The sequence below is a fragment of the Adhaeribacter aquaticus DSM 16391 genome (genome assembly GCF_000473365.1).
GTDB classification, from domain to species: Bacteria; Bacteroidota; Bacteroidia; order Cytophagales; family Hymenobacteraceae; genus Adhaeribacter; species Adhaeribacter aquaticus.
The window spans coordinates 61,326-85,483 of the sequence record NZ_KI421517.1; the positions used below are offsets into that span (position 1 = coordinate 61,326).

Here is a 24,158-nt window from a genome sequence, read left to right on the forward strand (position 1 = left end):
CTATGTATTTTCGGATTAAATTCCAGCAACAGTAGCAGTATAGGATTTACTGCCAAGTTTTAGCATCTAAAATTTGTATCAAGATTGAAAACCATGATAGACTTTTGGGAAAAAGCATTTAAGGATAAACAAGAAATGTGGGGTTTAGAGCCTGCCAAATCAACTGTATTGACAAATGATTTTTTTATAGAGCATAATGTAAAATCTGTACTTATTCCGGGCATTGGTTACGGGCGAAATGCTCAAATTTTCAGAGACAATGGCATGACTGTATCAGGCATTGAAATTTCACAAACTGCCATTGATCTAGGTCTAAAACATTATGGAAACGACCTGAAAATTTATCATGGTTCTGTAACTGAAATGCCTTTTGACAACAACTTGTATGACGGAATATATTGTTACGGATTAATTTACTTATTAGGTAAAGCCGAAAGAGAAAAGCTAATCCAAGACTGTTATAACCAACTTTCAGGAAACGGTTTTATGGTTTTTACGGCAATAACTAAAGAAGCTCAAACTTATAGGCAAGGAACTTTAATTAGCAAAGACAGATTTGAAATGTTTGGTGGAGTAAAAATTTTCTTTTACGACAGAGAAACGATAGAGGAAGAGTTTGGAAAATCCGGACTTTTTGAAATAACAGATGTAACAGAAAACTACCCATTTTACCTAATAAAATGTAAAAAGACTAAATCAGAAAACTGACCTAACCAAATTTACCGATACCAGCGGCCTAGTAAAATAGAGTTCAAATCGAGATAAGACGTTTTTTATAACAACGCATGCAGCCACTCCGCGCTAGACCTATTAAATATCAAAATTTATATTTAATTGTTCGCGTAGCATCTGCGCCACTTTACCATCAGGGTTAATGGGTTTAACTTTCTTCATTATGACCTTGCGGTAAGTGATAGAGAGCCTTCTTTCCCTATGTTTCACGTTGCCATCAACAATGTCTTTTTTTCTGGAAGGAATGGAGTGATTCCATTTATACCTAGCCTCATCCTGCATAACATATACTGAACGTCTGGGAACCTCCACATCTACCACTACCCCTCCCTTAATTTCTATAAATCGCATGATGCAACCACTGCCAAGATTAACACCGCAGATTTGGTTTTCGAAATAGTTTCTATCCTTATGAGGCCTGAGCCCCTCTCCCGGAGCGTACTCATTAATAATGACCTGGTCTGGAAGGAGAGATACGATCTTCTTTTCTGTTATTTGCTCTGACAGTTTTTGAACCAGTGGAGGCATAGGAACTGGAATTTTCACTAGCGCATACGGAGCTTCCAATTCATTCCTGTAACCATAATACTGCAACCTCCTGTTGTAATCCACAACCCATATTTGGCTGTCAATTTCCTTTATCACTTCCTCCTCCAATGATTCACTAATAAAATCATGGTATAGTAGCAACCCTGGTACTGCTGTTTCCATTTTAAAATTGTTTGGCGCTCGTGATAAAAAGGCAATTGGTTAAAGATTTTTAAAGGCTAACGCATCCCTTTAAGTTATGTTTACCTTAGTGACCAACAACTTTTTAATTAGAAACAGCCATACAACCACAAACCAATAATTTAAAAATTTTTATTGTTCATGTTTACCCCCCTGCCTGGCTCATTTAGCTAAACCACTATTTAAACTATGTCTTAATGCCAACTTAACCCTCCTATTCAGATAGCGATAAAGTGACCAAAATAACTAACAAATCCTTTACAAGATTTAACAGGATCATTTCCTGCGTGGCTGGAAATTCCTAATCATGCGAAATCAACAGACCCAGCACATCAACAAAATATTTATTTACAATATATTAGCCCATGACCAGGGCCGCCTGCCTGTTTTTCTTCCATTAGTTTCCGGCAAAAAATTGACATGTAACACGACAATAGCAGCAAGCACCCATTATAGAAATTAGTGGGATCATATTTGGAAAGTAATCTTCCAATCATTTGGCGCTTTATACCTAGTCAGCTTAACGGGCTAAGGTTTCTGAATTTAGAAATGATATGATTGAAATTTACTTTATTTAAAAAGGCGAAAAAAAATCTACTACCTAGAACCTTCCTGAAAATTCATATTGACTTGCCTTCACCCCTGCTTCAAAAAATAAACAACAAGTATTTTAAAGGAGATATACCTTAATACAGCGCCCATGATGGTTTAGGGTTTGAAAATTTTTTAATTATAAAACTTCCATTACAGGTAAATGAGCGTGCTATTTAAATTGAGTTTTCTTTTATAAAACACTAGTATTTAATACCCTCCAAATTTTTTATGCATAAAATTTAAACAAAAGTTCTATTTCTAAAGATAATTGTTAATTTTACACTTATTAAAAATTTCATTTTAAACCGGTTAAAAGCCATCAGGAAATAGAAATTTTTCAAAATAAAAACACTACCAAGGATTCTATAAATTTTAATTTGATAATGAACATAGGGTTGTAATTTTTAGTATGATGAAAAACAGCTTCTTATTATTTATTTTCTTTATTTGGACTGCCTCAGCTTGTTATGGCCAACAAGCCTTATCTCCCTTTCCCTTATCAGCTGTTCAAGTAGTAAAAGGGCCTTTTCTGGAAGCTCAAAAAACGGATTTAGCCTATATTTTAAAATTAGATCCTGATAGGTTATTAGCACCTTTTCTTAAAGAAGCAGGCATTGAACCAAAAAAACCTAATTATGGGAATTGGGAAAACACGGGTTTGGATGGGCATATAGGCGGGCATTATTTATCAGCGCTTGCAAATATGTATGCCTCAACTGGCAATAAAGAAATCCACCAGCGACTCGGTTACATGATAGATTGGTTAGATTCCTGTCAAATAAAAAACGGGAATGGCTACATAAGTGGTGTGCCGGGTGGTAAAGCCATGTGGAATGAAATTGCGCAAGGAAAAATAAACGCAAACAGTTTTTCTTTAAACGATAAATGGGTACCTCTTTATAATCTGCATAAGTTATTAGCAGGTTTAATAGATGCCTATAGTATTGCCGGAAATGAAAAAGCCAGGCAAAGCTTAATTAAACTTTCCGATTGGTTTATTACTCTCACGCGCAACCTTTCTGAAGAGCAAATACAGCAAATGCTTAAAAGTGAACACGGTGGTATAAACGAAGTTCTGGCAGATGTAGCTGTTATTACTGGAAACCAGAAATATGTTGAAGCTGCTCGTAAATTTTCGCATCAGCATCTTCTTTCTCCTTTATTGCAAAATCAAGATGCTTTAACCGGTATGCATGCCAATACGCAAATACCAAAAGTAATTGGGTTTAAACGTATTTCTGAAATTACCGGTGATACCCGATGGGAAAATGCAGCCGACTTTTTTTGGAAAACGGTAGTAAATAACCGTACGGTATCTATTGGTGGAAACAGTGTCCGGGAGCATTTTCACCCGAGTTCTGACTTTACTTCCATGATAAATGATGTGCAAGGACCCGAAACCTGCAATACTTACAACATGGTGCATTTAACGAAGCAACTGTTCCTGACAAATCCCAAAAGAGAATATCTGGATTATTATGAACGGGCGTTGTACAACCATATATTGTCTTCGCAGCATCCCAATGGCGGCTTTGTATATTTTACCCCCATGCGGCCCCAACATTACCGGGTTTATTCTAGTCCGCAAGAAAGTTTTTGGTGTTGCGTTGGCTCAGGTTTAGAAAATCATGGAAAATATGCCGAATTAATTTACGCTCATAGTTCTCAGGATTTGTATGTCAATCTCTTTATGCCCTCCAAGCTGGAATGGAAAGAAAAAGGCCTTACCTTATTACAACAAACCAACTTCCCGAACGAAGAGACATCTTCTATAAAGTTAACCCTTAAAAAGCCGTTGTCCTTTGCGCTCCATATCCGCAAACCAGGTTGGGTAAGTGCCGGACAAATGCAAGTGCGGGTAAACGGGAAAGCTTGGAAAGCAACGACCAATGCAGCTGGCTTCACCGTGGTTAATAGAACCTGGAAAACCGGCGATGTTATTGACGTAGTATTGCCTATGCAGGCTAAACTGGAATACCTGCCGGATGGCTCACCTTGGGCTAGCTTTATCTATGGACCACTTGTATTAGCCGCTAAAACAGATACTTCTAATTTAACTGGTTTGTATGCTGATAATAGCAGAATGGGACATGTGGCCAATGGTAAACTGTATCCGATTTACACTGCTCCGGTTATTGTTAAATCCAGCCAGGATCAGGATAATGCTATTAAATTAACACCTGTAAAAGGAAATACCTTAGCCTTTTCCGCCTCATCCGTTATTCAGCCTGCTGCTTTCCAAAATATAGTTCTGCAACCTTTCTACACAATTAATGATGCCCGGTATATGATTTATTGGCGCGTAACCGATAAAGAGGGATTACAGCAGCTACAGGAAAATTTAAAGAAAAATGAAGCAGACAAAATAGCTCTGGAAGCCAGAACCGTGGACCACGTAGCTTTAGGAGAACAACAATCGGAAGTGGAGCATCAGTTTAAAGGAGAAAAAACCGAATCCGGAAGTTTGAACGATTGGCATTGGCGCAATACCACCAGCTGGATTAGCTATCAGCTAGACAATAAAACCAGGGCAGGAAAAACTATTCGGATTAACCTTCATGAGGCCGACAAGCAAGTACCATTTACCTTATTAGTTAAGGGCAAGCCAATTCAAAAAAGTTTAACTCAGAATGGCAGCACAGCCAATGGTTTTGTAGTTGATTTTAATTTGCCAGCTGAATTTACCCAATCTTCTGACAACTCTTTAGATGTTAAAATTTTGGCTACAGGTAATTCGAAAACACCCAGAATATTTTCTATCTACTTATTGAAGTAAGATTGATAAAGCTATATAAGTGCTACTAAATTTTTTTAATAGAAGAGCTTATTTTAATTTTTCAGAAATGAAAAATAACAAAAGAATGGAGATTATGTCTGGTACGAAAATAAGGTATAGCAAAATTTCCTGTACGCATAGAAGTAAAAAATATAGGGAGTAAAGTTTTAAATCCAGCTTATTACTTATTACAGCTTACAAAAAAGCATTATAAAAATTAACATAATTATAAGAAAAAGGAGGTAAAATCTCCGGTAAGTAAGATCCAGTAGTTTTGTTTTTAAGATTTTTTCTATGAAGGTGTTAGTGTGCAGCAAACCAGGGGAACTGGAATATACTACAGGTGCAAAACCAAAGTTGGAACCAAATCGGGCCCTGCTGAAAATTAAACGCATTGGAATTTGCGGAACCGACTTGCATGCATTTGAAGGAACGCAACCTTTTTTTCAGTATCCCCGCGTATTGGGCCACGAATTAGCCGGTGAATTAGTAGATACTGGTGGTAACTCAGATTTTAAACCTGGAGAAAAAGCATGCTTCATCCCTTATTTTAATTGTGGCAATTGTATTGCTTGCCGCAATAGGAAACCTAATTGCTGCACGCAGATGCAGGTATGTGGTGTTCATGTAGATGGTGGTATGGTGGAGTACTTATCGGTGCCTTCATCTTCTTTATTACACGGTGAAGGTTTAAGTTATGATGAACTGGCTTTAGTGGAGCCATTGGCTATTGGGGCACATGGCGTACGTCGGGCTCAGGTACAACCCGAAGAATGGGTGTTGGTATTAGGGGCTGGGCCAATAGGTTTGGGCACCATGGAATTTGCCCGAATTGCCGGAGGCAGAGTAATTGCTCTGGATATAAACGAACAACGGTTACAGTTCTGCAAAGAGAAGTTAGGGGTAGCACATACCATAAACGCCCTGGCTCCCGATGTACTGGAAAGATTAAAGGAAATAACAAACGGCGATATGCCAACGGTGGTAATGGATGCTACTGGCAGCCAGAAAGCTATTAACAATGCTTTTCAATATATGGCCCACGGAGCCCGGTTTGTTTTAATTGGTTTACAGAAAGGCGAGATTACCTTTAGTCATCCGGAATTTCATAAACGCGAAGGCACCTTAATGAGCAGCCGAAACGCCACCCGGGAGGATTTTGAACACGTTATTTCTTCGCTCAAAAATGGTTTAGTTAACCCCAAAACCTATATCACGCACCGGGTTCAGTTTGATCAGGTTAAAGAACAATTCGAAAGCTGGTTAAACCCGGAAACCGGAGTCATTAAAGCCATAGTGGAAATACCCTAAGACAAAGGATTATTAACCAGAATAGCCTACTAAGCTTAACTTATTATGAAATGAATAAAGTATTCTTTGCCTTTTTGCTGTTGATCACCATAACTGGCTTCTCCCAAAGTAAACCGGGTTTAAAGTTATGGTATAAAACGCCCTCTGGCAACACCTGGGAGAATGCTTTGCCTATTGGTAATGGCCGTTTGGGAGCAATGGTTTACGGCAACGTAGAAAAAGAAATTATACAGCTAAATGAACATACGGTATGGAGCGGTGGCCCGAATCGGAATGATAATCCACTGGCACTGGATTCATTAACTAAAATACGTCAGCTCATCTTTGCCGGTAAACAAAAGGACGCTGAGAAGCTAGCCAACAAAGCCATTATCACGAAAAAATCACACGGGCAAATGTTTCAGCCAGTAGGCAACCTGCAACTAAGCTTCAATGGTCATGATAAATACACTAATTATAACCGGGAACTGGATATTGAAAAAGCTGTCACCAAAACCACTTATACCGTAAATGGAGTGACCTATACACGCGAAGCCTTGGCTTCCTTTCCGGACCGGGTAATAGTGATGCGCTTAACGGCCAGCAAACGGGGTAGTCTTTCCTTTCATGCATCCTTTACCAAGCCCTTGCCTAAAACCGTCGTTCAGACGACTGCCACTAAAGAGCTAACCACATCTGGGACTACCATGGATCACGAAACAGTAAAAGGTATGGTCAATTTTAAAGGTATTGCTAAAATAAAATTAGATGGCGGCACCCTTGCAGCCAATGATACCTCCCTCTTTATTAGAAATGCAAACACGGCCACCATTTATATCTCCATTGCTACCAATTTTAATAATTACCAGGATGTAAGTGGCGATGCTGAAAAACGGGCAGCGGATTACTTAAATAAAGCCTATCCGAAATCTTTTGCCAATATTCTACCAGCGCATGTTGCGGCGTACCAGAAATATTTCAAACGAGTGAAGTTGGACTTGGGCAGTACGGCTTCTGCCAATCTACCTACTGATGAACGCTTGAAGCAATTTGCATCGGTGAATGACCCGCAGATGGTGACGCTTTATTACCAGTATGGTCGGTATTTATTGATTTCCTCCTCCCAACCGGGTGGGCAGCCTGCCAACCTACAAGGCATCTGGAACGATAAGGTGCGACCGCCCTGGGATAGTAAATACACCATTAACATCAACGCTCAGATGAATTACTGGCCAGCCGAAAAAACCAATTTGGCAGAACTGCACGAACCGTTTTTGCAAATGGTAAAAGAGTTAGCAGTTACCGGTCGGCAAACAGCTAAAGATATGTATGGTGCCGGAGGTTGGGCGGCACACCATAATACCGATATCTGGCGAGCTACCGGAGCGGTTGATGGCGCTACCTGGGGCGTATGGAATGGCGCTGGTGGCTGGACAAGCCAGCATTTGTGGGAACATTATTTATACAGCGGCGATAATGCTTTTTTGGCTTCGGTTTACCCGGTTTTAAAAGAGGCTTCTACTTTTTACGTTGATTTTTTAATCGAACACCCTACCAAAAAATGGCTAGTTATTAATCCGGATATGTCTCCGGAAAATGCTCCCGCAGCCCACCAGGGCTCTTCTTTGGATGCCGGTACCACCATGACCAACCAGATTGTTTTTGATATTTTCAGCTCAACCATCAAGGCAGCCGAAGTACTAAAAAAAGACGCTGCCTTTATTGATACCTTAAAACAAATGCGGAAACGTTTGCCGCCAATGCAAATCGGGCAGCATGGTCAGTTGCAGGAGTGGTTAGATGATATTGATGACCCGAAAGATAATCACCGGCATATTTCGCATTTATACGGGTTGTTTCCTTCTAATCAGATTTCGCCTTACCGCACCCCTCAATTATACAGCGCTGCCAAAACTACTTTAACGCACCGCGGCGATATTTCTACGGGCTGGAGTATGGGGTGGAAAGTAAACTGGTGGGCCCGGATGCTGGATGGGAACCATGCATATAAATTAATTCAGAATCACCTTTCTCCGGTAAGCACAACGCGCGGACGAGGTGGAGAAGGCGGAGGGACTTATAACAATCTTTTTGATGCGCATCCTCCCTTTCAAATCGACGGCAATTTCGGTTGTACGTCGGGTATTACCGAAATGCTGATGCAAAGCGCCGACGGGGCCGTGCATTTACTTCCGGCGCTGCCCGATGTATGGCAGGCAAGCGGTAGTATTACAGGCTTACGGGCCATTGGCGGCTTTGAAATAGAGAGCCTGCAATGGAAGAATGGCAAACTGGTAAAAGCCGTTATCAAGTCCAGGTTGGGAGGTAACCTGCGTTTACGTGTGCCGAATTCTATAACATTAGCCGGCGGTTCCTTAAAAAAAGCCACAGGCAACAATCTTAATCCCTTTTACCAGGTAGAGGAAACCCCGGCCGCTATTGTATCGGCTCAAGCCACTATAACCCCGGTAAATTTAAAAGAAACCTTGCTTTACGATGTACCAACCCAAGCTGGTAAAACCTATACAATTACTGCTTTATAACATATTAAAATGAATAGCTTAAAATTTAACTTTTTACCTAAACGCACTTTTTTACTAGGTTTAGCTACCCTGCTAACATCTACTTTTGCATCAGCACAGGAAACTAAGAAACCGGCGTTGAAAGATGCCCCAGTTTTTAGCCAGTTTACGTACCGCGGCGACGATCGAATTTACAAAGAAAATCCATTAGGGCCCGACGAGTTTTACACCCCTATTCTGCAAGGCTGTTATCCGGACCCAAGCATTACCCGCAAAGGAAACGATTACTACCTGGTAAATTCTTCTTTTGCCATGTTTCCGGGTGTACCCGTCTTTCACTCTAATGACCTGGTAAACTGGAAACAAATTGGTCACGTGCTCGACCGTACTTCCCAGTTAAAAGTGGAGACATCTGGTATATCAGCAGGTGTTTATGCGCCGGATATTAAGTACAATAAGAATAACGATACTTTTTACATGATCACCACACAGTTTTCGGGTGGCATGGGCAACATGGTGGTTAAAACAAAAGATCCGGCAAAAGGCTGGAGCGATCCGGTAAAGTTGCAGTTTGATGGCATCGACCCTTCGCTTTATTTTGATGATAACGGGAAAGCTTATGTAGTACACAATGATGCTCCGGCTAAAGGAAAAGCGCTTTACGAAGGCCACCGGGTTATCAAAATTTGGGAATATGATTTGCAAAATGATAAAGTAGTACCTGGCACTGATAAAATAATTGTGGATGGCGGTACCGATATTAATGAAGAACCAATCTGGATTGAAGGTCCTCATATTTACAAGAAAAATAACCGCTACTACTTAATGTGTGCCCAGGGTGGTACCGGTGACAACCACACCGAAGTGATTTTTTCGAGCGACAATGTGATGGGACCATATGTGCCTGCCAGAAACAACCCTATTCTTACTCAACGCTATTTCCCAAAAAAGAGAGTTAATAAAATGGATTGGACTGGGCACGCTGACTTAACGGAAGGGCCAGATGGCAGATATTATGCTGTATTTTTAGGTATCCGTCCGAATGAAAAAGACCAGGTAAATGCAGGACGCGAAACCTTTCTACTGCCGGTGGACTGGAGTGGTGAATTTCCGGTATTTGAAAATGGCTTGGTTCCTTTAAAACCTAAATTAAAAACTCCAACTGGGGTAAAAAACCAAACTGGTCAAAACGGTTTCTTCCCGAACGGTAACTTCACATTTATAGATAATTTCGCCGCTAAAAAATTAGATTACCGCTGGATAGGGATGCGCGGCCCCCGCGAGGCGTTTATCACAACAGGTAAAAATGGATTGCAGATTACGCCTTTTGCCAAAAATGTTAAAGAAGTAGCGCCCATCTCCGCACTGTGGCACCGCCAGCAACACAATGCTTTTGAGTCTACAGTAACCATAAACTATACTCCCAAAACCGAAAAAGACCTGGCGGGGCTAGTTTGCTACCAGAGCGAAAAATTTAATTATGTTTTAGGCCTGACGAAAAAAGGCAACGACAGCTACCTGGTGTTGGCCCGGACTGAAAAGGGAAAAACCTCTATTGTAGCCAGCGAGAAAATAGATACCCGCAAACCTATCCAGTTACAGGTGGTGGCGCAGGGTAATGATTATAAATTTAATTACGCCACCGATAAGCAGAACTTCATAAATATTGGCGGTACGGTTCCCGGAGATATTCTTTCTACTAACGTAGCTGGGGGATTTACCGGTTCGCTGATCGGGTTATATGCGACTTCTGCTAATGATATTCAACCATAAAAATAATACTTAATCAAAGACTTATTCATCTATTCAAATTTTTCCACCCCAATAAATTTAACCAATGAAAAACAAACTTTTAACAACCTTATTTGCTACTGCTTTTACCAGTAGCATGGCCTTGGCACAGAGCCAACCGGCCGTAATAGAGGATTTTAAACCATCTTCTTTTAACCAGCCTTTTCAGGATTATCCGCAGGTAAACTCCCAGGGCTATGCCCGCTTTCGTATTATGGCTCCCAATGCCGACAGCGTACGGGTAACGCTTGGCTTAGGTGGACAAGGCGGAACCAGATTGACAAAAGGAGCGGATGGTGCCTTTACCGGAACAACCGCCGGACCAATGGATGAAGGTTTCCATTACTACCATCTGATCGTTGACCGTGGCATTTATAATGATCCGGGAACCGGAAACTTCTATGGCTCGCAGCGTTGGGAGAGTGGCATTGAAATACCGGCCAAAGACCAGGATTTTTATGCTTTGAAAGATGTGCCGCATGGCCATATGCAACAAGTGTTATTTCCTTCTAAAAGCACCAAAACTTCACGGGTTGCCAATGTGTATACACCTCCTGGGTACGAAAAAGGCAGCACAAAATACCCAGTTTTATACCTGCAACACGGTTGGGGTGAAAATGAAACGTCCTGGGCTATCCAAGGCAAGACTAATTTGATTATGGATAACATGATTGCCCAAGGTAGAATAAAACCATTTATCGTGGTGATGACCTATGGTATGACTAATACAGGTGCTCCGATAGGACGTCGTCCTGCAGCTCCTGCCAATGCAACCGCTGCGGCTGCGCCGGGTGCAACTCCTGCTGCTCCTGCTCCACGTCCTGCTATGGGTGCACCTGGCGTTGTGCCAAATGGCGTAACGGCCGGCGAACCTACTGGTGTTGGCGCTTTCCAAACTGTTTTACTTGATGAGTTAATACCTTATGTTGATTCTCATTTCCGGACAATTGCTACCAGAGATGGACGGGCCATGGCCGGACTTTCCATGGGTGGGTTTGAAACACACACCATTACCTTAAATAAACCAGAAGTTTTTGGTTACTGGGGATTAATGAGTGGTGGTACCTATAATCCAGAAGAATTAAAAGGTAAAATGAAGCCGAAGTTGCTATATGTTACTTACGGTGCTAAAGAAACCAGAGGAGCTGAAGGGCTACCAAAAATGGAAGCTGATTTAAAAGCAGCTGGTTACAAAGTTGGTACTTATGTATCTCCGGGTACGGCTCACGAATTCCAAACCTGGCGCCGGAGCCTTTACCAAATGGCACCGCTTCTTTTCAAATAATTAACTAAAATCCAGGCCAGTCCTATTATACCAAACTAATATTTTCAAGACAAATTCTTAGATAAAATGAAAGTAATGCATACCCATAGTTTCCGGTTTTTGAAAAAGAAAATAGTGGCTGGCCTGGTATTATTAATAGGGGCCGGCTTTTCCGCCAGCGCCCAGGAAGTAATAGATTTGTATCCCGGTACAATACCAAATGCTAAGAAGCTGCCGGTTACTTATAAAAACATAGAAGGTAGTGGCATGATGCGGCGGGTGGTAAAACCAAGTTTAGAAGTTTATTTACCGGCTAAAGAAAATGCTTCCGGTGCTGCGGTGGTCATTTGTCCGGGGGGCTCTTATAAAGTAATTGTTTTCCAGGGCGAAGGGGTTTCTACCGCAAAAGAGTTTGCTAAAAATGGTATTGCCGCTTTTGTGCTTAAATACCGGTTGCCCAACGATACGCTTCAGACCGATAAAACAATTAGTCCTTTGCAGGATGCCCAACAAGCGATTAAGCTGGTTCGCGAAAACGCCACAAAATATGGCATTGATGCAAATAAAGTAGGCATTGTTGGTTTTTCCGCCGGTGGCCATTTGGCTTCTACGGCTGCTACCCATTTTGCCAAACCACTCATCGAAAATGCCAAAAACACCAATTTACGGCCTGATTTTCAGGTACTGGTGTACCCCGTTATTAGTATGCAGGAAAGATTAACCCATGCCGATTCCAAAACAAATTTATTAGGTAAAAATCCAACGAAAGAAGTAGAGGATCTTTATTCGAATGAATTACAAATTACCAATAATACCCCGCCTACCTATCTTACCCATGCTGCTGACGATAAACTGGTGGATGTAGATAATAGTATTGCTTATTTCCAAAAACTACGCCGTAACAACGTGGACGTGGAAATGCACATTTATCCGAAAGGTGGACATGGCTTTATTTTCCGGCAAAAAGATTGGACAGATCCTTTGTTTGCATGGATGAAAAAGAATAAATGGACCAAGTAGTAAATTCTACTTACTACTAAGATTTGCCCTATAGAACAGGTAATTTTTAGTACTAGCATGACTGCGTTAATTGTTTAAAGTGTTAAATTGACACTTTTAATTAGGTAAATGAATAATATCATAAGAATACTTCCTTTTGCAAACTGTAAATTCCTATGAATAAAAAAATACTTTTTAGCTTACTGTGCTGGGTAACGCTTAGCTGTTTACCTGGTTTAGTCTTTGGTCAGGGCCGGCCTGCACCACCCGTAGTGGTATCGCCAGAGGTGCATGCTGATAATAAAGTTACGTTCCGCTTTCTGGCCCCATCGGCCAAAGAAGTAAAACTAAGTGCGCAATTTGATAAAGCGCCGGTACCCATGACGAAAGAAGCGAATGGCATTTGGAGTGTAACGGTAGGCCCGGTTAAACCCGATATGTATCCTTATAGTTTTGTGGTAGATGGCATTTCGGTAGCCGATCCGAAGAATACGGCAATTTTCCCGAACGAAGGTTTCCAGAATAGCATGGTGGAAATAACCGGTAGTACTCCGCTAATCCACACCGTGCAGAATGTTCCGCATGGCACGCTTTCTTACCGCTATTACCATTCAAAAGAATTGGGCACCCGTCCGGTAGTGGTTTATACCCCACCCGGCTACGAAAAAGAAACAACTAAACAATACCCGGTCCTCTACCTCTTACACGGCAGCTCCGATACCGAAGAAACCTGGACCAAAGTAGGCCGGGCCAATATCATTTTGGATAACTTGATTGCCCAAGACAAAGCCAAGCCTATGGTTATTGTCATGCCATACGGACGGGCTTATCCGAAAATCAGCAAAGATGCCGGTAGCCTCCGGAACTGGGACAATTTACAGGAGTTTAAGAAAGACTTTCTAACGTATTTAATGCCGTTTGTAGAGCAAAACTACCGGGTTAAAAAAGACAAAGACAGCCGGGCTATTGCTGGTTTTTCCGGTGGCGGCGGCGAAACCTTGTATTTGGGATTAAACAATCCCGAATTGTTTAGCTGGGTTTGCGGCTTTGCTCCTGGTATGCTGAAAGAAGAGTTCGATCGCAACAATGCGGTGGCTTTCGCCAACCCTGCCAAAATGAATCAGCAATTAAAATTATTCTGGATTGGGGTTGGGAAGGAAGATTTTTTGCACCCGGTTATCATGGATTACCGGAAAATATTGGACGAAAAGAAAATTAAACACGAATTTTTGCTTTCAGAGGGCGGCCATACTTGGATGAATTGCAAACTGTACTTAACCACCATTGCGCAAAAGCTTTTTAAATAAAACCGTTTTCTAGTAATGGTTAAGGCCAGTTGCAGGACACAGTGGTTGCTATAAATTAAAAATTTCCACCTAAATAATTATTTACCAAACTAATTACTCCATGCAAAAAAAATCAGTAGTTCAATTATGGCTGCTATGGGTGATGCTTTTTAGCTCAAGCTTTGCCATTGGCCAGCCGCCACGGGGCCCTTTAGCCATTTCGCCCCAGATTCACCCCGATAATAAAGTGACATTCCGGTATCAGGCGCCTTCAGCCAAAGAGGTTAAGCTGAGTGCCCAGTTTGAGAAAGGCTCGGTTGCCATGACCAAAGAGGCGAATGGGATTTGGAATGTGACCGTAGGTCCGGTAAAGCCCGATATTTACGCTTATAATTTTGTGGTAGATGGTATTTCGGTGATGGATCCAGCCAATGTCGCTTTCTTTCCCAACGAGCGCTTTAAAGCCAGCTTAGTCGATATTCCCGGCCAAACGCCGCTTATTCATACCATGAAAGACGTGCCGCACGGTTCGGTTATTTACGAGTATTACCCTTCCGTTTCCGGCACTACCGGTTCGTTGGTAGTGTATACCCCGCCTGGCTACGACAAAGATGCTGGTAAGAAATACCCGGTTTTTTACCTGATAAGCGGCACTACCGATACCGAAGAAACCTTTTTTAAAGTAGGTCGCACAAATGTAATTTTGGATAACCTGATTGCCGAAGGCAAAGCTAAGCCCATGATAGTGGTAATGCCTAACGGGAACATCGAAGCCCGCATCGCAGAACAAAAAGGCGGCCCCAAGCCAGCCGATCCGGCCGACCGGGAAGGCCAGGAAGCCATAACCCGGGCCATAAATTTCGAAGCCGATTTAACTAAGAATATTATTCCTTACATCGAAAAAAATTACCGCACCCTAAACAACAAAGACAACCGTGCTATTGGTGGATTTTCGCGCGGCGGCGGCGAAACCTTACGGGCGGCTTTTAGCAACATGGATAAATTTTCTTATGTGTGCAGCTACAGTGCTTATTTAAGCCCGAAGGAAATGGAAGCCCGATACAAGCCTATCATCGAAAACCCTAACCGCATCAATCAGCAGTTAAAATTACTCTGGATCAGCGTGGGCGATGATGACTTCCTGTATAAATCGACGGTAGAATTTATGGATTTCTTGAAAGCCAAAAAGGTATACTACAAGAGCCTGGTTACAGATGGCGGCCATACCTGGATGAATACCAGAGCTTACCTGACCCAAACGGCGCAATTATTATTTAAATAAATCTCATGAAACGAATACTTTTCCTATGTACCCTACTTTTTTCGGTAGCACTAACATCCTGGGGACAAAGACCGCCGGCCATTAGTTCGCCGGATGTTCGCCCGGATAACACCGTTACCTTCCGCCTTTTTGCACCTAATGCGAAGAAAGTAACCTTAAGTGGCGAATTTTTAAAAGCGGATGAGGTAATGACTAAGGACAATGCGGGCATTTGGAGTGTTACCGTTGGGCCAATTAAACCCGATATTTATCCGTATATTTTTACCGTCGATAGCATCCAGATAGCCGATCCGAGTAACACCTATGTGTTTGCGAACGAACGGTTTAAGCGCAGTATTGTCGATATTCCCGGCAGTACGCCTTTGCTACATGCGATGCAAAATGTGCCGCATGGCAAAGTGAGCTACCGGTATTACAAATCAGGTACTTTAAAAACGACGCGGCAATTACTGGTTTATACGCCTCCCGGATTTAATCCCAATGGCAAAACCAAATACCCGGTACTTTACTTAATTCATGGCGGATCGGATACCGAAGAAACCTGGACCAAAGTAGGCCGCGCCAACTTGATTGCTGATAATTTGATCGCGCAAGGCAAAGCCAAACCCATGATCATTGTAATGCCTTACGGCAACGTACGGCCTGCCCCGATGCCTGATTTTACAAAGGATGTAACCAATGATATTATTCCCTTTATCGAAGCCAATTACCCGGTCCTAACCGATAGTAAAAACCGGGCCGTGGCCGGTTTCTCGGTGGGCGGTGGCCAAACCCTGAATATCGGCCTGACCAATACCGACAAGTTTGCTTATGTGTGTTCGTATGCGCCTTACACCGCTACCGAAGAGTTTCAGAAAAACTTTGGCAATTACAACCCGAATGCAGCGGAAATAAACAAGCGCTTAAAGTTATTTACCATTAGCGTAGGCACCGAAGATTTCTTGTATGAACCGGTAAAACAAAATATTGTCCTATTCAAAGAGAAAAATATTAACCTGGAAACCCTGATTGTACCGGGCGGCCATACCTGGATGAATTGTCGGTTGTTCCTGGCGAATTCTTTACAGCAATTGTTTAAAAACTAAGAAGTTGAAATTTTAGGATTTTGCCTGAAAAGCATCCTGAATAAATATTTAATAAAAAAATTAATATGAAGTATTTAAGTTTCCTGATAACGGCTTTCCTGCTATTAGGTGGAGCTGCCAAAGCCCAGAACATTGAAAAAGAAGCTCCCAAGGGTTTCGACGTGGTGCAACCCAACATTGCGCACGGGAAAATTGACACCATTACGTACGATTCTAAAACCGTTGGCGTAAAACGCCGGGCATTGGTATATACGCCGCCCGGGTTCTCGAAAAGCAAAAAATACCCGGTTTTGTACTTGCTGCACGGCATTGGCGGCGACGAGAAGGAATGGTTTAAAGGTGGCCAGCCGCACGTAATTCTGGATAATCTGTATGCCCAGAAAAAAGTGCAGCCCATGATTGTGATACTGCCAAACGGCCGGGCCATGAAAGATGACCGCCCAACTGGTAATATTATGGCTCCCGATAAAGTACAGGCTTTTGCTACGTTTGAGAAAGATTTACTTAACGACTTGATCCCGTATGTAGAGAAAAAATATCCGGTGAAGAAAGACCGCGAAAACCGAGCTATTGCTGGCTTATCTATGGGTGGTGGACAATCGTTAAACTTTGGCTTGGGTAACTTAGATAAATTTGCCTGGGTAGGCGGATTCTCATCCGCCCCTAATACCAAAGTCCCGGAATTATTAGTGCCGAATCCGGAAGAAGCCAAAAAGAAATTGAAGCTCCTTTGGATTTCCTGCGGCAACAACGATAACCTGATTACCTTCAGCAAGCGCACCCACGACTATTTGTTTGCGAAAAATGTACCGCACGTATATTACATCGAGCCGGGCGTGCACGATTTTAAAGTTTGGAAAAACGGGTTGTACATGTTCTCCCAGTTCTTGTTTAAGCCGGTTGATGTAGCCTCTTTGCCTGAATATACGGTTTTAGGAACCCCGGCTGCCACCAACGTGCGTTCGGCTAAATATCCGCAAATATTACCCGATAACAGAGTAGTATTCCGGACGAAGGCGCCGGATGCCCAAAAAGTACAGATTGATTTAGGCAAGAAGTATGATATGGTAAAAGGCGCTGACGGTTTCTGGGAAGTAACCACTGATTCTATTGGCGAAGGCTTTCATTATTACTCGTTAATAATAGATGGCCTAGCGGTAGCCGATCCGGCCAGCGAAACCTTTTATGGCATGAGCCGCAATGCCAGCGGCATTGAAATTCCATTTAGAGGCGGCGATTATTATGCCATAAAAGATGTACCCCACGGCGATGTACGCATTAAACGCTATTTCTCGTCGGTGACCAATTCGTGGCGCCAGTTTTACATCTATACCCCGGCTGATTACGATGCTAATACTTCGGAAAAATACCCAACCCTGTACATTATGCACGGTGGCGGCGAAGACCAAAGGGGCTGGGCCACGCAAGGGAAAACCGACTTAATCCTGGATAACCTGATTGCGGAGAAAAAGGCTAAACCTATGCTGGTAGTCATGCTCGATGGTAACATGGGCGGCGCCCCGGGTGAAGCGGCTTATCGAGCCTTCGAAAACGAATTAAAACAAACAGTTATCCCTTTTGTAGAGAAAAATTACCGGGCATTGCCAGATGGTAAAAATCGCGCCCTGGCCGGACTATCACAAGGTGGCTTGCAAACCTTACACGCCGGTATGCGGAACACGAATCTGTTTAACTACTTAGGCGTTTTCAGCTCCGGTTGGTTTACCAATCAGCCGGCCTTAACCAATCCGCAGTATGAATACATTAAAACCAATGCAGCTACGATTAACAACAACCTGAAACTGCTTTGGGTAGCCATGGGGGGTAAAGAAGATATCGCCTACAACAACTGTAAAGATATGCTCGCCAAATTCGACCAAATGAAAGTGAAATACACTTACACCGAATATCCGGGTGGTCATACCTGGCCGGTGTGGCGCAATAATTTGTACAACTTTGCACCGCAACTTTTTAAATAACTATACTAAAAAGTACTTCTTATGCCGGAATTCAAGAGCAAAAATTTTAAATCTATTATAATCTAAAAGAAGTACCGCCTGATACATGTTTTATAATTAAGGAATAGTTGGTGTGTTATCCTTCGATAATTTTTACGCCAGGGGGAAATAGCAGTAGTGATCTAAGGCTGCTTATTAACCTTTGGATTGTTGCTATAAGGTTTAAATACTTACAACAAGTGAAAGTTATCGTTTATAATTATTAACCTTATTTGGTGGTTAAAGCCATCGGCTTTTAAACAGCCTTAGAGGCTTTAGGTTAGGCATACGTAGAGTAGGTAAAACCTAAGATCAGCCCCTTTAAGAATTAAGTTAGAGGTCGATGGTACTTCTTTAAGTTACGGATTAAAAAAGCAACTATGTGTAAAGAGTAATAACCAAGTATAAATGTTTAACAATTGTCGATAAAATTTGGAACAGAAATCAGGCATGTTAGTATGCAGTAATAGTCCAAACGTACAAGTAAGTCAAAAGAAAAACAGACAGGAGAACGGAAATCAGTCTTAAAACCACAGAACCGGATTTGCAAATAATTATAAACATTTAGATTGCCAATATACGCCTTCAGGCATTAGTCGTAAACAGTAAGTCAATAACGAAACTATGGGAATACAAGAAAGAAATCAAACAGTTTTAGTAACCGGTGCCAGCTCCGGTATTGGCCAGGGTATAGCTATTGCATTCGGGCAAAAAAAGGCTAACGTAATTATTAATTACCATAGCGATGAAGAAGGTGCCAACCATACCTTAGAAATGATTAAAAAAAGTGGCGGCAATGGATTTATTCATAAAGCCGATGTGGGCAATGAAGAAGAAGTAATTACCATGTTTCAGAGAGCTATCGCAGAATATAAAGGTGTTGATGTATTAGTCAGCAATGCCGGAATTCAAAAAGATAATTCCTTCGCTGAAATGACCCTGGAGCAATGGAACAAAGTAATGAATACGAATCTGACTGGCTATTTTTTATGTGCCCGGGAAGCAATTAAACATTTCACCCAAAAAGAAGCTAACAATCCTGATGCTAAAGCAATAGGCAATATTATATTTATGAGCTCGGTGCACGATATTATTCCCTGGGCTGGCCATGTAAACTATGCTTCTTCCAAAGGAGGTATTTTGATGCTAATGAAGTCACTGGCTTTAGAGGTAGCCCCTAAAAAAATCAGGGTAAATGCTATCTCGCCGGGGGCAATTGCCACCGATATCAACGATGATGTTTGGAAAGACGAAGAAAAGTTAAAAGAATTAATGAAACTCATTCCTTACAAACGAATTGGCCAGCCTGAAGATGTTGCCAAGGTAGCGGTATGGTTAGCTTCCGAAGAAAGCGATTACGTAACTGGCACCACTATTTACGTAGATGGCGGCATGACTTTATATCCAGGTTTTGTTGATAATGGTTGATATTGTTCTACTTGTAACTAACTTTTCCTAAATCCTTTATCTAGTTTCTTTTCATTTTTTAATGATTAGTTTCCTTGATACCTGCCTAAGTTATCCCGCTCCAGGAAAATAAACGAAGCTTCCACTTTTTAATTGGAGGCTTCGTTTATTTTCTAAAAAGTAAAATTCCTTTAGCAATTAAGTAAATACTTATCTACAAGTGATTTCACCTTGATTACCAATAATTACACTTGAATAAAATGGTTACCTTACTGGTAAGGACCTTATAAATTGGCAACTTACTTGTGTCTGTGCGCAAGACCTGAAATTTAACTTTAATAGGAATTGAAAGATTATTGAATGATATTGCGGAATGTGGAAAATATTAGATGCCTTTATGGCTTGGGTAGTAGCTCCCAAAGAAGAATCTCCCTCTTTTAGTAACAATGATTTTGTAGTTTTTTATGGCGTATTAGTTTTATTAGCGTCTTTAATGATTGGATCAACCTTAGAATAACAATATCTTTCTCATTTAAATACCTTCCACTTCCATTACCCTAATAATATTTCCACCTTTTTTTTGTGGTTTAGGTTATCATAAATTACAGAGTATCTGGTACCTCCATTACCAGTAATTCTTGTTTCCGAAGGTAGGAGGTAAAATAAAATATTCAAATTTTTAATCTTTCCGTATCTAACCTGAAAAACGCCTTTTTTAATCTTTGGCCGCAATGAAATAAGCTATTACCCTGTCTCATATTCAAATTCCTTTAAATATTTAACTAAATGAATAATATGAATTCCCCATTGGATAGCCTTAATATATTGGAAGCAGAAAATGAGGTGTTACGCAATGAAAATAAACAATTACGTGCGGATATGGCGGCAACAATCTTTAAACTTGAAAAGCAGATAGCTATAGAGAAAAAGTACGAAGAAAGCCAGTCCAGATTTGAAACCATCTTTTACAAATCTAAACACGGCAATAAAATCATTGCCCCGGATTTACGGATTATTCAGATTAATGAGGTTTTCCGGGATATGTTAGGTTATACCGAAGAAGAAATAATAGGAACCAAGGTTATTGCCTTCGCACACCCTGACTTTATAAATCATTGGCACGAATTGCAGGAAAATCTTTGGACCAAACAAATTCCTTCTTTTCAAATTGATACCTGCTTAGTCAGAAAAGATGGTTCCACCTTATGGGTACAAGTCACCAGTATTATTTTTAGAGACAACAATATATCTTTAGGCTACACCATCGTAGAAGATATTTCGCAGAGGAAGACACTGGAGTTAAATTTAAAAGAACTCTATGATAATCAGGAAACTTTAATGCACATGGTAGCGCATGACCTGAAGAACCCACTTTACAACATTAAAGCTGCCAGTGAATTTTTAAAGGAGGATATTGCAGAAATACCCGTTCTGCAGAATGTTAATAAACAAGAAAGTCTAAACCTCATCCAGATCATATCAGATGTTTCTGATCAGGCGCTGGATATAATCCGGGATTTACTTATCATAGGTGAATTAGAGAAATCTTACAACACCCTGGAAAAAACGGACCTTCGGAATTTTATCCAGTCTCAGCTGGCTAAACTTAAGGTGAGGGCCCAGAAGAAAGATATTGATATTACCTTCTTGTCTCCTGAGGAACCCGTATTTGCGGCCATCCATCAGAGCAAATTTATCAGAGTTTTAGAAAATCTTATTTCAAATGCCGTAAAATTCACCAATAAAGGTGGGCAGGTAACCATCTCTTTAAAAAGCAAAGATCAAAGTGCGGTGTTACAGATAACTGACAATGGAATAGGCATCCCAGAAAAGCTGCTACCCACTATATTTAATAAATTTACCAGAGCAAACCGCAATGGTACAGAGCGTGAAACTACAACCGGATTGGGCCTATATATTGTGAAGTTAATTGTTGAAAAACACCATGGCAAAATATGGGTGGAAAGCAAAGAAAATGAAGGTACTTCATTTTTCGTGGAGCTTAAGCAAGCGTAAACTATGTACTAACTAAATGGCAAAATCTGTCATCTTTTACAGGATGCAATCATAAAAAATTAAATAAAAGAAACAGATCTTTAGCCTTTATAGACAAGTAATAATTTCCAGGCAGATGGCTTAAAAATGGAATTGTTCTGCCTGCTAAAGTGCTTGTTTAATAACCAGGCTCGAAACTTAAACTTTCTTAACCCTGGCTGAAATTTGTTATTTTATGGTGCTGTTTTCGCCCCCAACCAACGATTATTTCAATATAGTTTACCAGCACCAAGCATAGAGAAGGGGCAGCCCTTTATCAGTTTTTTTTCACCATATCCCCACTAAGTTATCTGGCGATAAAGATTGGAGTATGGTATCTCCTAAAAGCTACTCTTAACGCTTTTAAATCTTGTGGATTATCAGAAAAAAATTAAAATTTAGTAGCTATAACCCTTGCTTATTTACGAATCCACTAAACTTTTTTAAAATCTTTACCTTATTTATCCTCCTGAACCACAATACCCAAGCCTGTAAGCACTCTTGTTTGAAGGGTTAATGCACCAATAAGCCGAACTTCGGGTTTCGGCCATTTCCGAATTAAAGTGGGTATTGCTAAAATGCCTGCTTCTTCTGTTTTTTCCGGGTTTTCCTGAATGTCAATAATTTCTAGTTGATAATCTCCAGGAAAATATTTTTTAAGAATAGCATTTAAATTTTCTTCAGCACCCACTGAAGTTGGACTGTTCCTATTTATAAATAATTGTATCCAGTAGTTTGTCATTATAATTTCACCAGGGTCAATGCTTTTATCTTATTGCAAGCCATTATTTTCATTGTTTGCAAAACTTATTTTTAATTAATATCCTCTTTTACTTTGTAACCTTGGGGTTATTGGAAAGGATGCCGCTGATCCCGGTAAATGGTTCTCCAATCTGCATACCCGTCTGATTAATAGTGAGGCGCCGGATAGAAGATTCATGATTTGATCCCCGCATTTTTAGCACCATAATACTGCGTTGCATTTCACCCATCATTTCTACATAGCGTAATAAAATGATTGCATCTGTAATGGATGCAATATTTCCTTCGGGAACCGAGGCATCGCCGGTTAACATATGGGTGGTTGCTGTAAACATACTGGTAACTTGCTCGTGTTTTAAAAAATTACTAAGTGCTACTACAAATTCCTGAAAGCCTCTTTCTGATGGATTACGCGTTAAAGCAGATATACTATCAATAGCAACCCGGTCTGGTTTAAAGGCTACAACCAATTCCTGGATGTTAATGAGGTGATCTTCCAGGGAGCTTACTTCCGGGTAAAGACAAACAACTTTCAGATAGCCTTCCGCTTCCAGTTGAGCTAAATCCATTCCCCAGGTTTTAGCATTCCTAAAAAGCTGTTCTTTACTTTCTTCAAAGGCAAGTAAAAGAGCCCGCTCTTGTTTTTGTTTTACTCCGTTCAAAAAATTTGCCACCAGCAAAGTTTTACCGGTGCCCGTTGCTCCCGAAACTAAAACAATGGAATTTTTAAAAAAACCACCGCCACACATGTCATCTAATTTAGGTAAACCTGAGTAAAGGCGTTCACTCGAAGCTTTCTGATTTAAGGTCATTGCCGAAATAGGCACAATCATAATAGCCTTCATGGGAATAATAGTAAAAGGGTTCTCTCCTTTCACATGGCTGCTTCCGCGAAATTTTAATATTTCCAGGGTCCGGCGGCGTCTTTCATTCGCCAGAACATTACGCAATATAATAACATTATCTGTTAGGAATTCTTCCACCCCATACCGGGAAATAGGCCCGTATTCTTCCGAACGTTCCGTTGTTATAATGGCTGTTACTTTAAGCCGGCGTAGCGTCATGGATACCTTTGACATTTCCCGCCGGATTATATTATGTTCCGGAAAATGGGTAAAAATGCTGCCAATAGAATCAATAACCACCCGCTGCGCATTTATTTTATTTATCGCCAGTTCCAGCCTGATCCGAAAGGCACTCAAATCAAATTCACCAATAGTAATTATATCTTCTTCTTTAGCCGAGGCATCAATGAATTTCCATTTACCTTCGGCTTCCCATTTTTCTATTTCCCAACCAAAGCTTTGTAAATCTTTCCTGATATCATCTACCTGCTCCTCAAACGTAACAAAAACGCCCGGTTGATCATACAGGAGTATCCCCATGGCCAAAAACTGCGCTCCAAATAAAGTTTTAGCACTGCCCGAGCTTCCGGCCAATAAGGTTGTACGGCCGGCTGGTAACCCACCGTCAGAAATAAGATCAAAGGCAGGAATACCAGTTTTTAGCTTTTGAATATTCATATAATTATACCGCTAGGTGAAATAAGGGTAAATGCTTGATTTATGAAAAGAAAGAGAATAGCTGAGCCTGATTAACTAGGAACGC

Annotated in this window: 17 protein-coding genes; 14 read left to right on the forward strand and 3 right to left on the reverse strand. The window is 41.1% G+C overall.

Annotation, left to right across the window (positions count from 1 at the left end; genetic code table 11):
* Positions 1-93: 93 nt before the first annotated feature.
* Complete coding sequence (locus tag ADHAQ_RS0102095; RefSeq protein ID WP_026461520.1) at positions 94-708, forward strand: class I SAM-dependent methyltransferase; 615 nt, start codon at positions 94-96, stop codon at positions 706-708.
* A gap of 102 nt (positions 709-810) precedes the next feature.
* Here the strand turns inward: ADHAQ_RS0102095 and ADHAQ_RS24265 are convergent, their stop codons facing one another.
* Positions 811-1,443 (reverse strand): alpha-ketoglutarate-dependent dioxygenase AlkB, encoded by a 633-nt coding sequence (locus ADHAQ_RS24265; RefSeq protein WP_051359661.1) that lies wholly within the window; start codon positions 1,441-1,443, stop codon positions 811-813.
* Positions 1,444-2,464: 1,021 nt separating this feature from the next.
* Between ADHAQ_RS24265 and ADHAQ_RS0102105 the strand changes: the two genes are divergently transcribed.
* From ADHAQ_RS0102105 to ADHAQ_RS27045, 13 genes are all read left to right on the forward strand, one after another.
* Positions 2,465-4,831 carry a glycoside hydrolase family 127 protein gene (locus ADHAQ_RS0102105; RefSeq protein ID WP_034256504.1) on the forward strand — a complete coding sequence of 789 codons (2,367 nt, stop codon included), beginning with the start codon at positions 2,465-2,467 and terminating at the stop codon, positions 4,829-4,831.
* A 294-nt stretch (positions 4,832-5,125) separates the two neighbouring features.
* Positions 5,126-6,142: a zinc-binding alcohol dehydrogenase family protein gene (locus ADHAQ_RS0102110; protein ID WP_026461522.1), complete on the forward strand. Its 1,017-nt coding sequence runs from the start codon at positions 5,126-5,128 to the stop codon at positions 6,140-6,142.
* A gap of 50 nt (positions 6,143-6,192) precedes the next feature.
* Complete coding sequence (locus ADHAQ_RS0102115; RefSeq protein WP_026461523.1) at positions 6,193-8,664, forward strand: glycoside hydrolase family 95 protein; 2,472 nt, start codon at positions 6,193-6,195, stop codon at positions 8,662-8,664.
* Positions 8,665-8,673: 9 nt separating this feature from the next.
* Positions 8,674-10,416: a glycoside hydrolase family 43 protein gene (locus tag ADHAQ_RS0102120; protein WP_034256506.1), complete on the forward strand. Its 1,743-nt coding sequence runs from the start codon at positions 8,674-8,676 to the stop codon at positions 10,414-10,416.
* 64 nt (positions 10,417-10,480) lie between these two features.
* Complete coding sequence (locus tag ADHAQ_RS28585) at positions 10,481-11,719, forward strand: alpha/beta hydrolase (protein WP_026461525.1); 1,239 nt, start codon at positions 10,481-10,483, stop codon at positions 11,717-11,719.
* Positions 11,720-11,794: 75 nt separating this feature from the next.
* Positions 11,795-12,718: an alpha/beta hydrolase gene (locus tag ADHAQ_RS0102130; protein WP_026461526.1), complete on the forward strand. Its 924-nt coding sequence runs from the start codon at positions 11,795-11,797 to the stop codon at positions 12,716-12,718.
* Positions 12,719-12,873: 155 nt separating this feature from the next.
* Complete coding sequence (locus ADHAQ_RS0102135; protein ID WP_026461527.1) at positions 12,874-14,004, forward strand: esterase; 1,131 nt, start codon at positions 12,874-12,876, stop codon at positions 14,002-14,004.
* Positions 14,005-14,104: 100 nt separating this feature from the next.
* Positions 14,105-15,265, forward strand: coding sequence for an esterase (locus tag ADHAQ_RS0102140; RefSeq protein WP_026461528.1), 1,161 nt, complete (start codon positions 14,105-14,107; stop codon positions 15,263-15,265).
* A gap of 5 nt (positions 15,266-15,270) precedes the next feature.
* Positions 15,271-16,350 carry an esterase gene (locus tag ADHAQ_RS0102145; protein WP_026461529.1) on the forward strand — a complete coding sequence of 360 codons (1,080 nt, stop codon included), beginning with the start codon at positions 15,271-15,273 and terminating at the stop codon, positions 16,348-16,350.
* 65 nt (positions 16,351-16,415) lie between these two features.
* Positions 16,416-18,329 (forward strand): alpha/beta hydrolase-fold protein, encoded by a 1,914-nt coding sequence (locus tag ADHAQ_RS0102150; protein ID WP_026461530.1) that lies wholly within the window; start codon positions 16,416-16,418, stop codon positions 18,327-18,329.
* A 642-nt stretch (positions 18,330-18,971) separates the two neighbouring features.
* Positions 18,972-19,775 (forward strand): SDR family oxidoreductase, encoded by an 804-nt coding sequence (locus ADHAQ_RS0102155; RefSeq protein WP_026461531.1) that lies wholly within the window; start codon positions 18,972-18,974, stop codon positions 19,773-19,775.
* A 352-nt stretch (positions 19,776-20,127) separates the two neighbouring features.
* Positions 20,128-20,271 carry a hypothetical protein gene (locus tag ADHAQ_RS27945; RefSeq protein ID WP_157433325.1) on the forward strand — a complete coding sequence of 48 codons (144 nt, stop codon included), beginning with the start codon at positions 20,128-20,130 and terminating at the stop codon, positions 20,269-20,271.
* A gap of 269 nt (positions 20,272-20,540) precedes the next feature.
* Positions 20,541-21,770 (forward strand): PAS domain-containing sensor histidine kinase, encoded by a 1,230-nt coding sequence (locus ADHAQ_RS27045; protein ID WP_051359663.1) that lies wholly within the window; start codon positions 20,541-20,543, stop codon positions 21,768-21,770.
* A gap of 475 nt (positions 21,771-22,245) precedes the next feature.
* Here ADHAQ_RS27045 and ADHAQ_RS0102175 read toward each other — a convergent pair whose 3' ends face one another.
* Together ADHAQ_RS0102175 and kaiC are read right to left on the reverse strand one after the other, a co-directional pair.
* Positions 22,246-22,530, reverse strand: a complete 285-nt coding sequence (locus tag ADHAQ_RS0102175; protein ID WP_034256509.1) for a circadian clock KaiB family protein — start codon at positions 22,528-22,530, stop codon at positions 22,246-22,248.
* 88 nt (positions 22,531-22,618) lie between these two features.
* Complete coding sequence (kaiC, locus tag ADHAQ_RS24275; RefSeq protein WP_051359664.1) at positions 22,619-24,073, reverse strand: circadian clock protein KaiC; 1,455 nt, start codon at positions 24,071-24,073, stop codon at positions 22,619-22,621.
* Positions 24,074-24,158 lie beyond the last annotated feature (85 nt).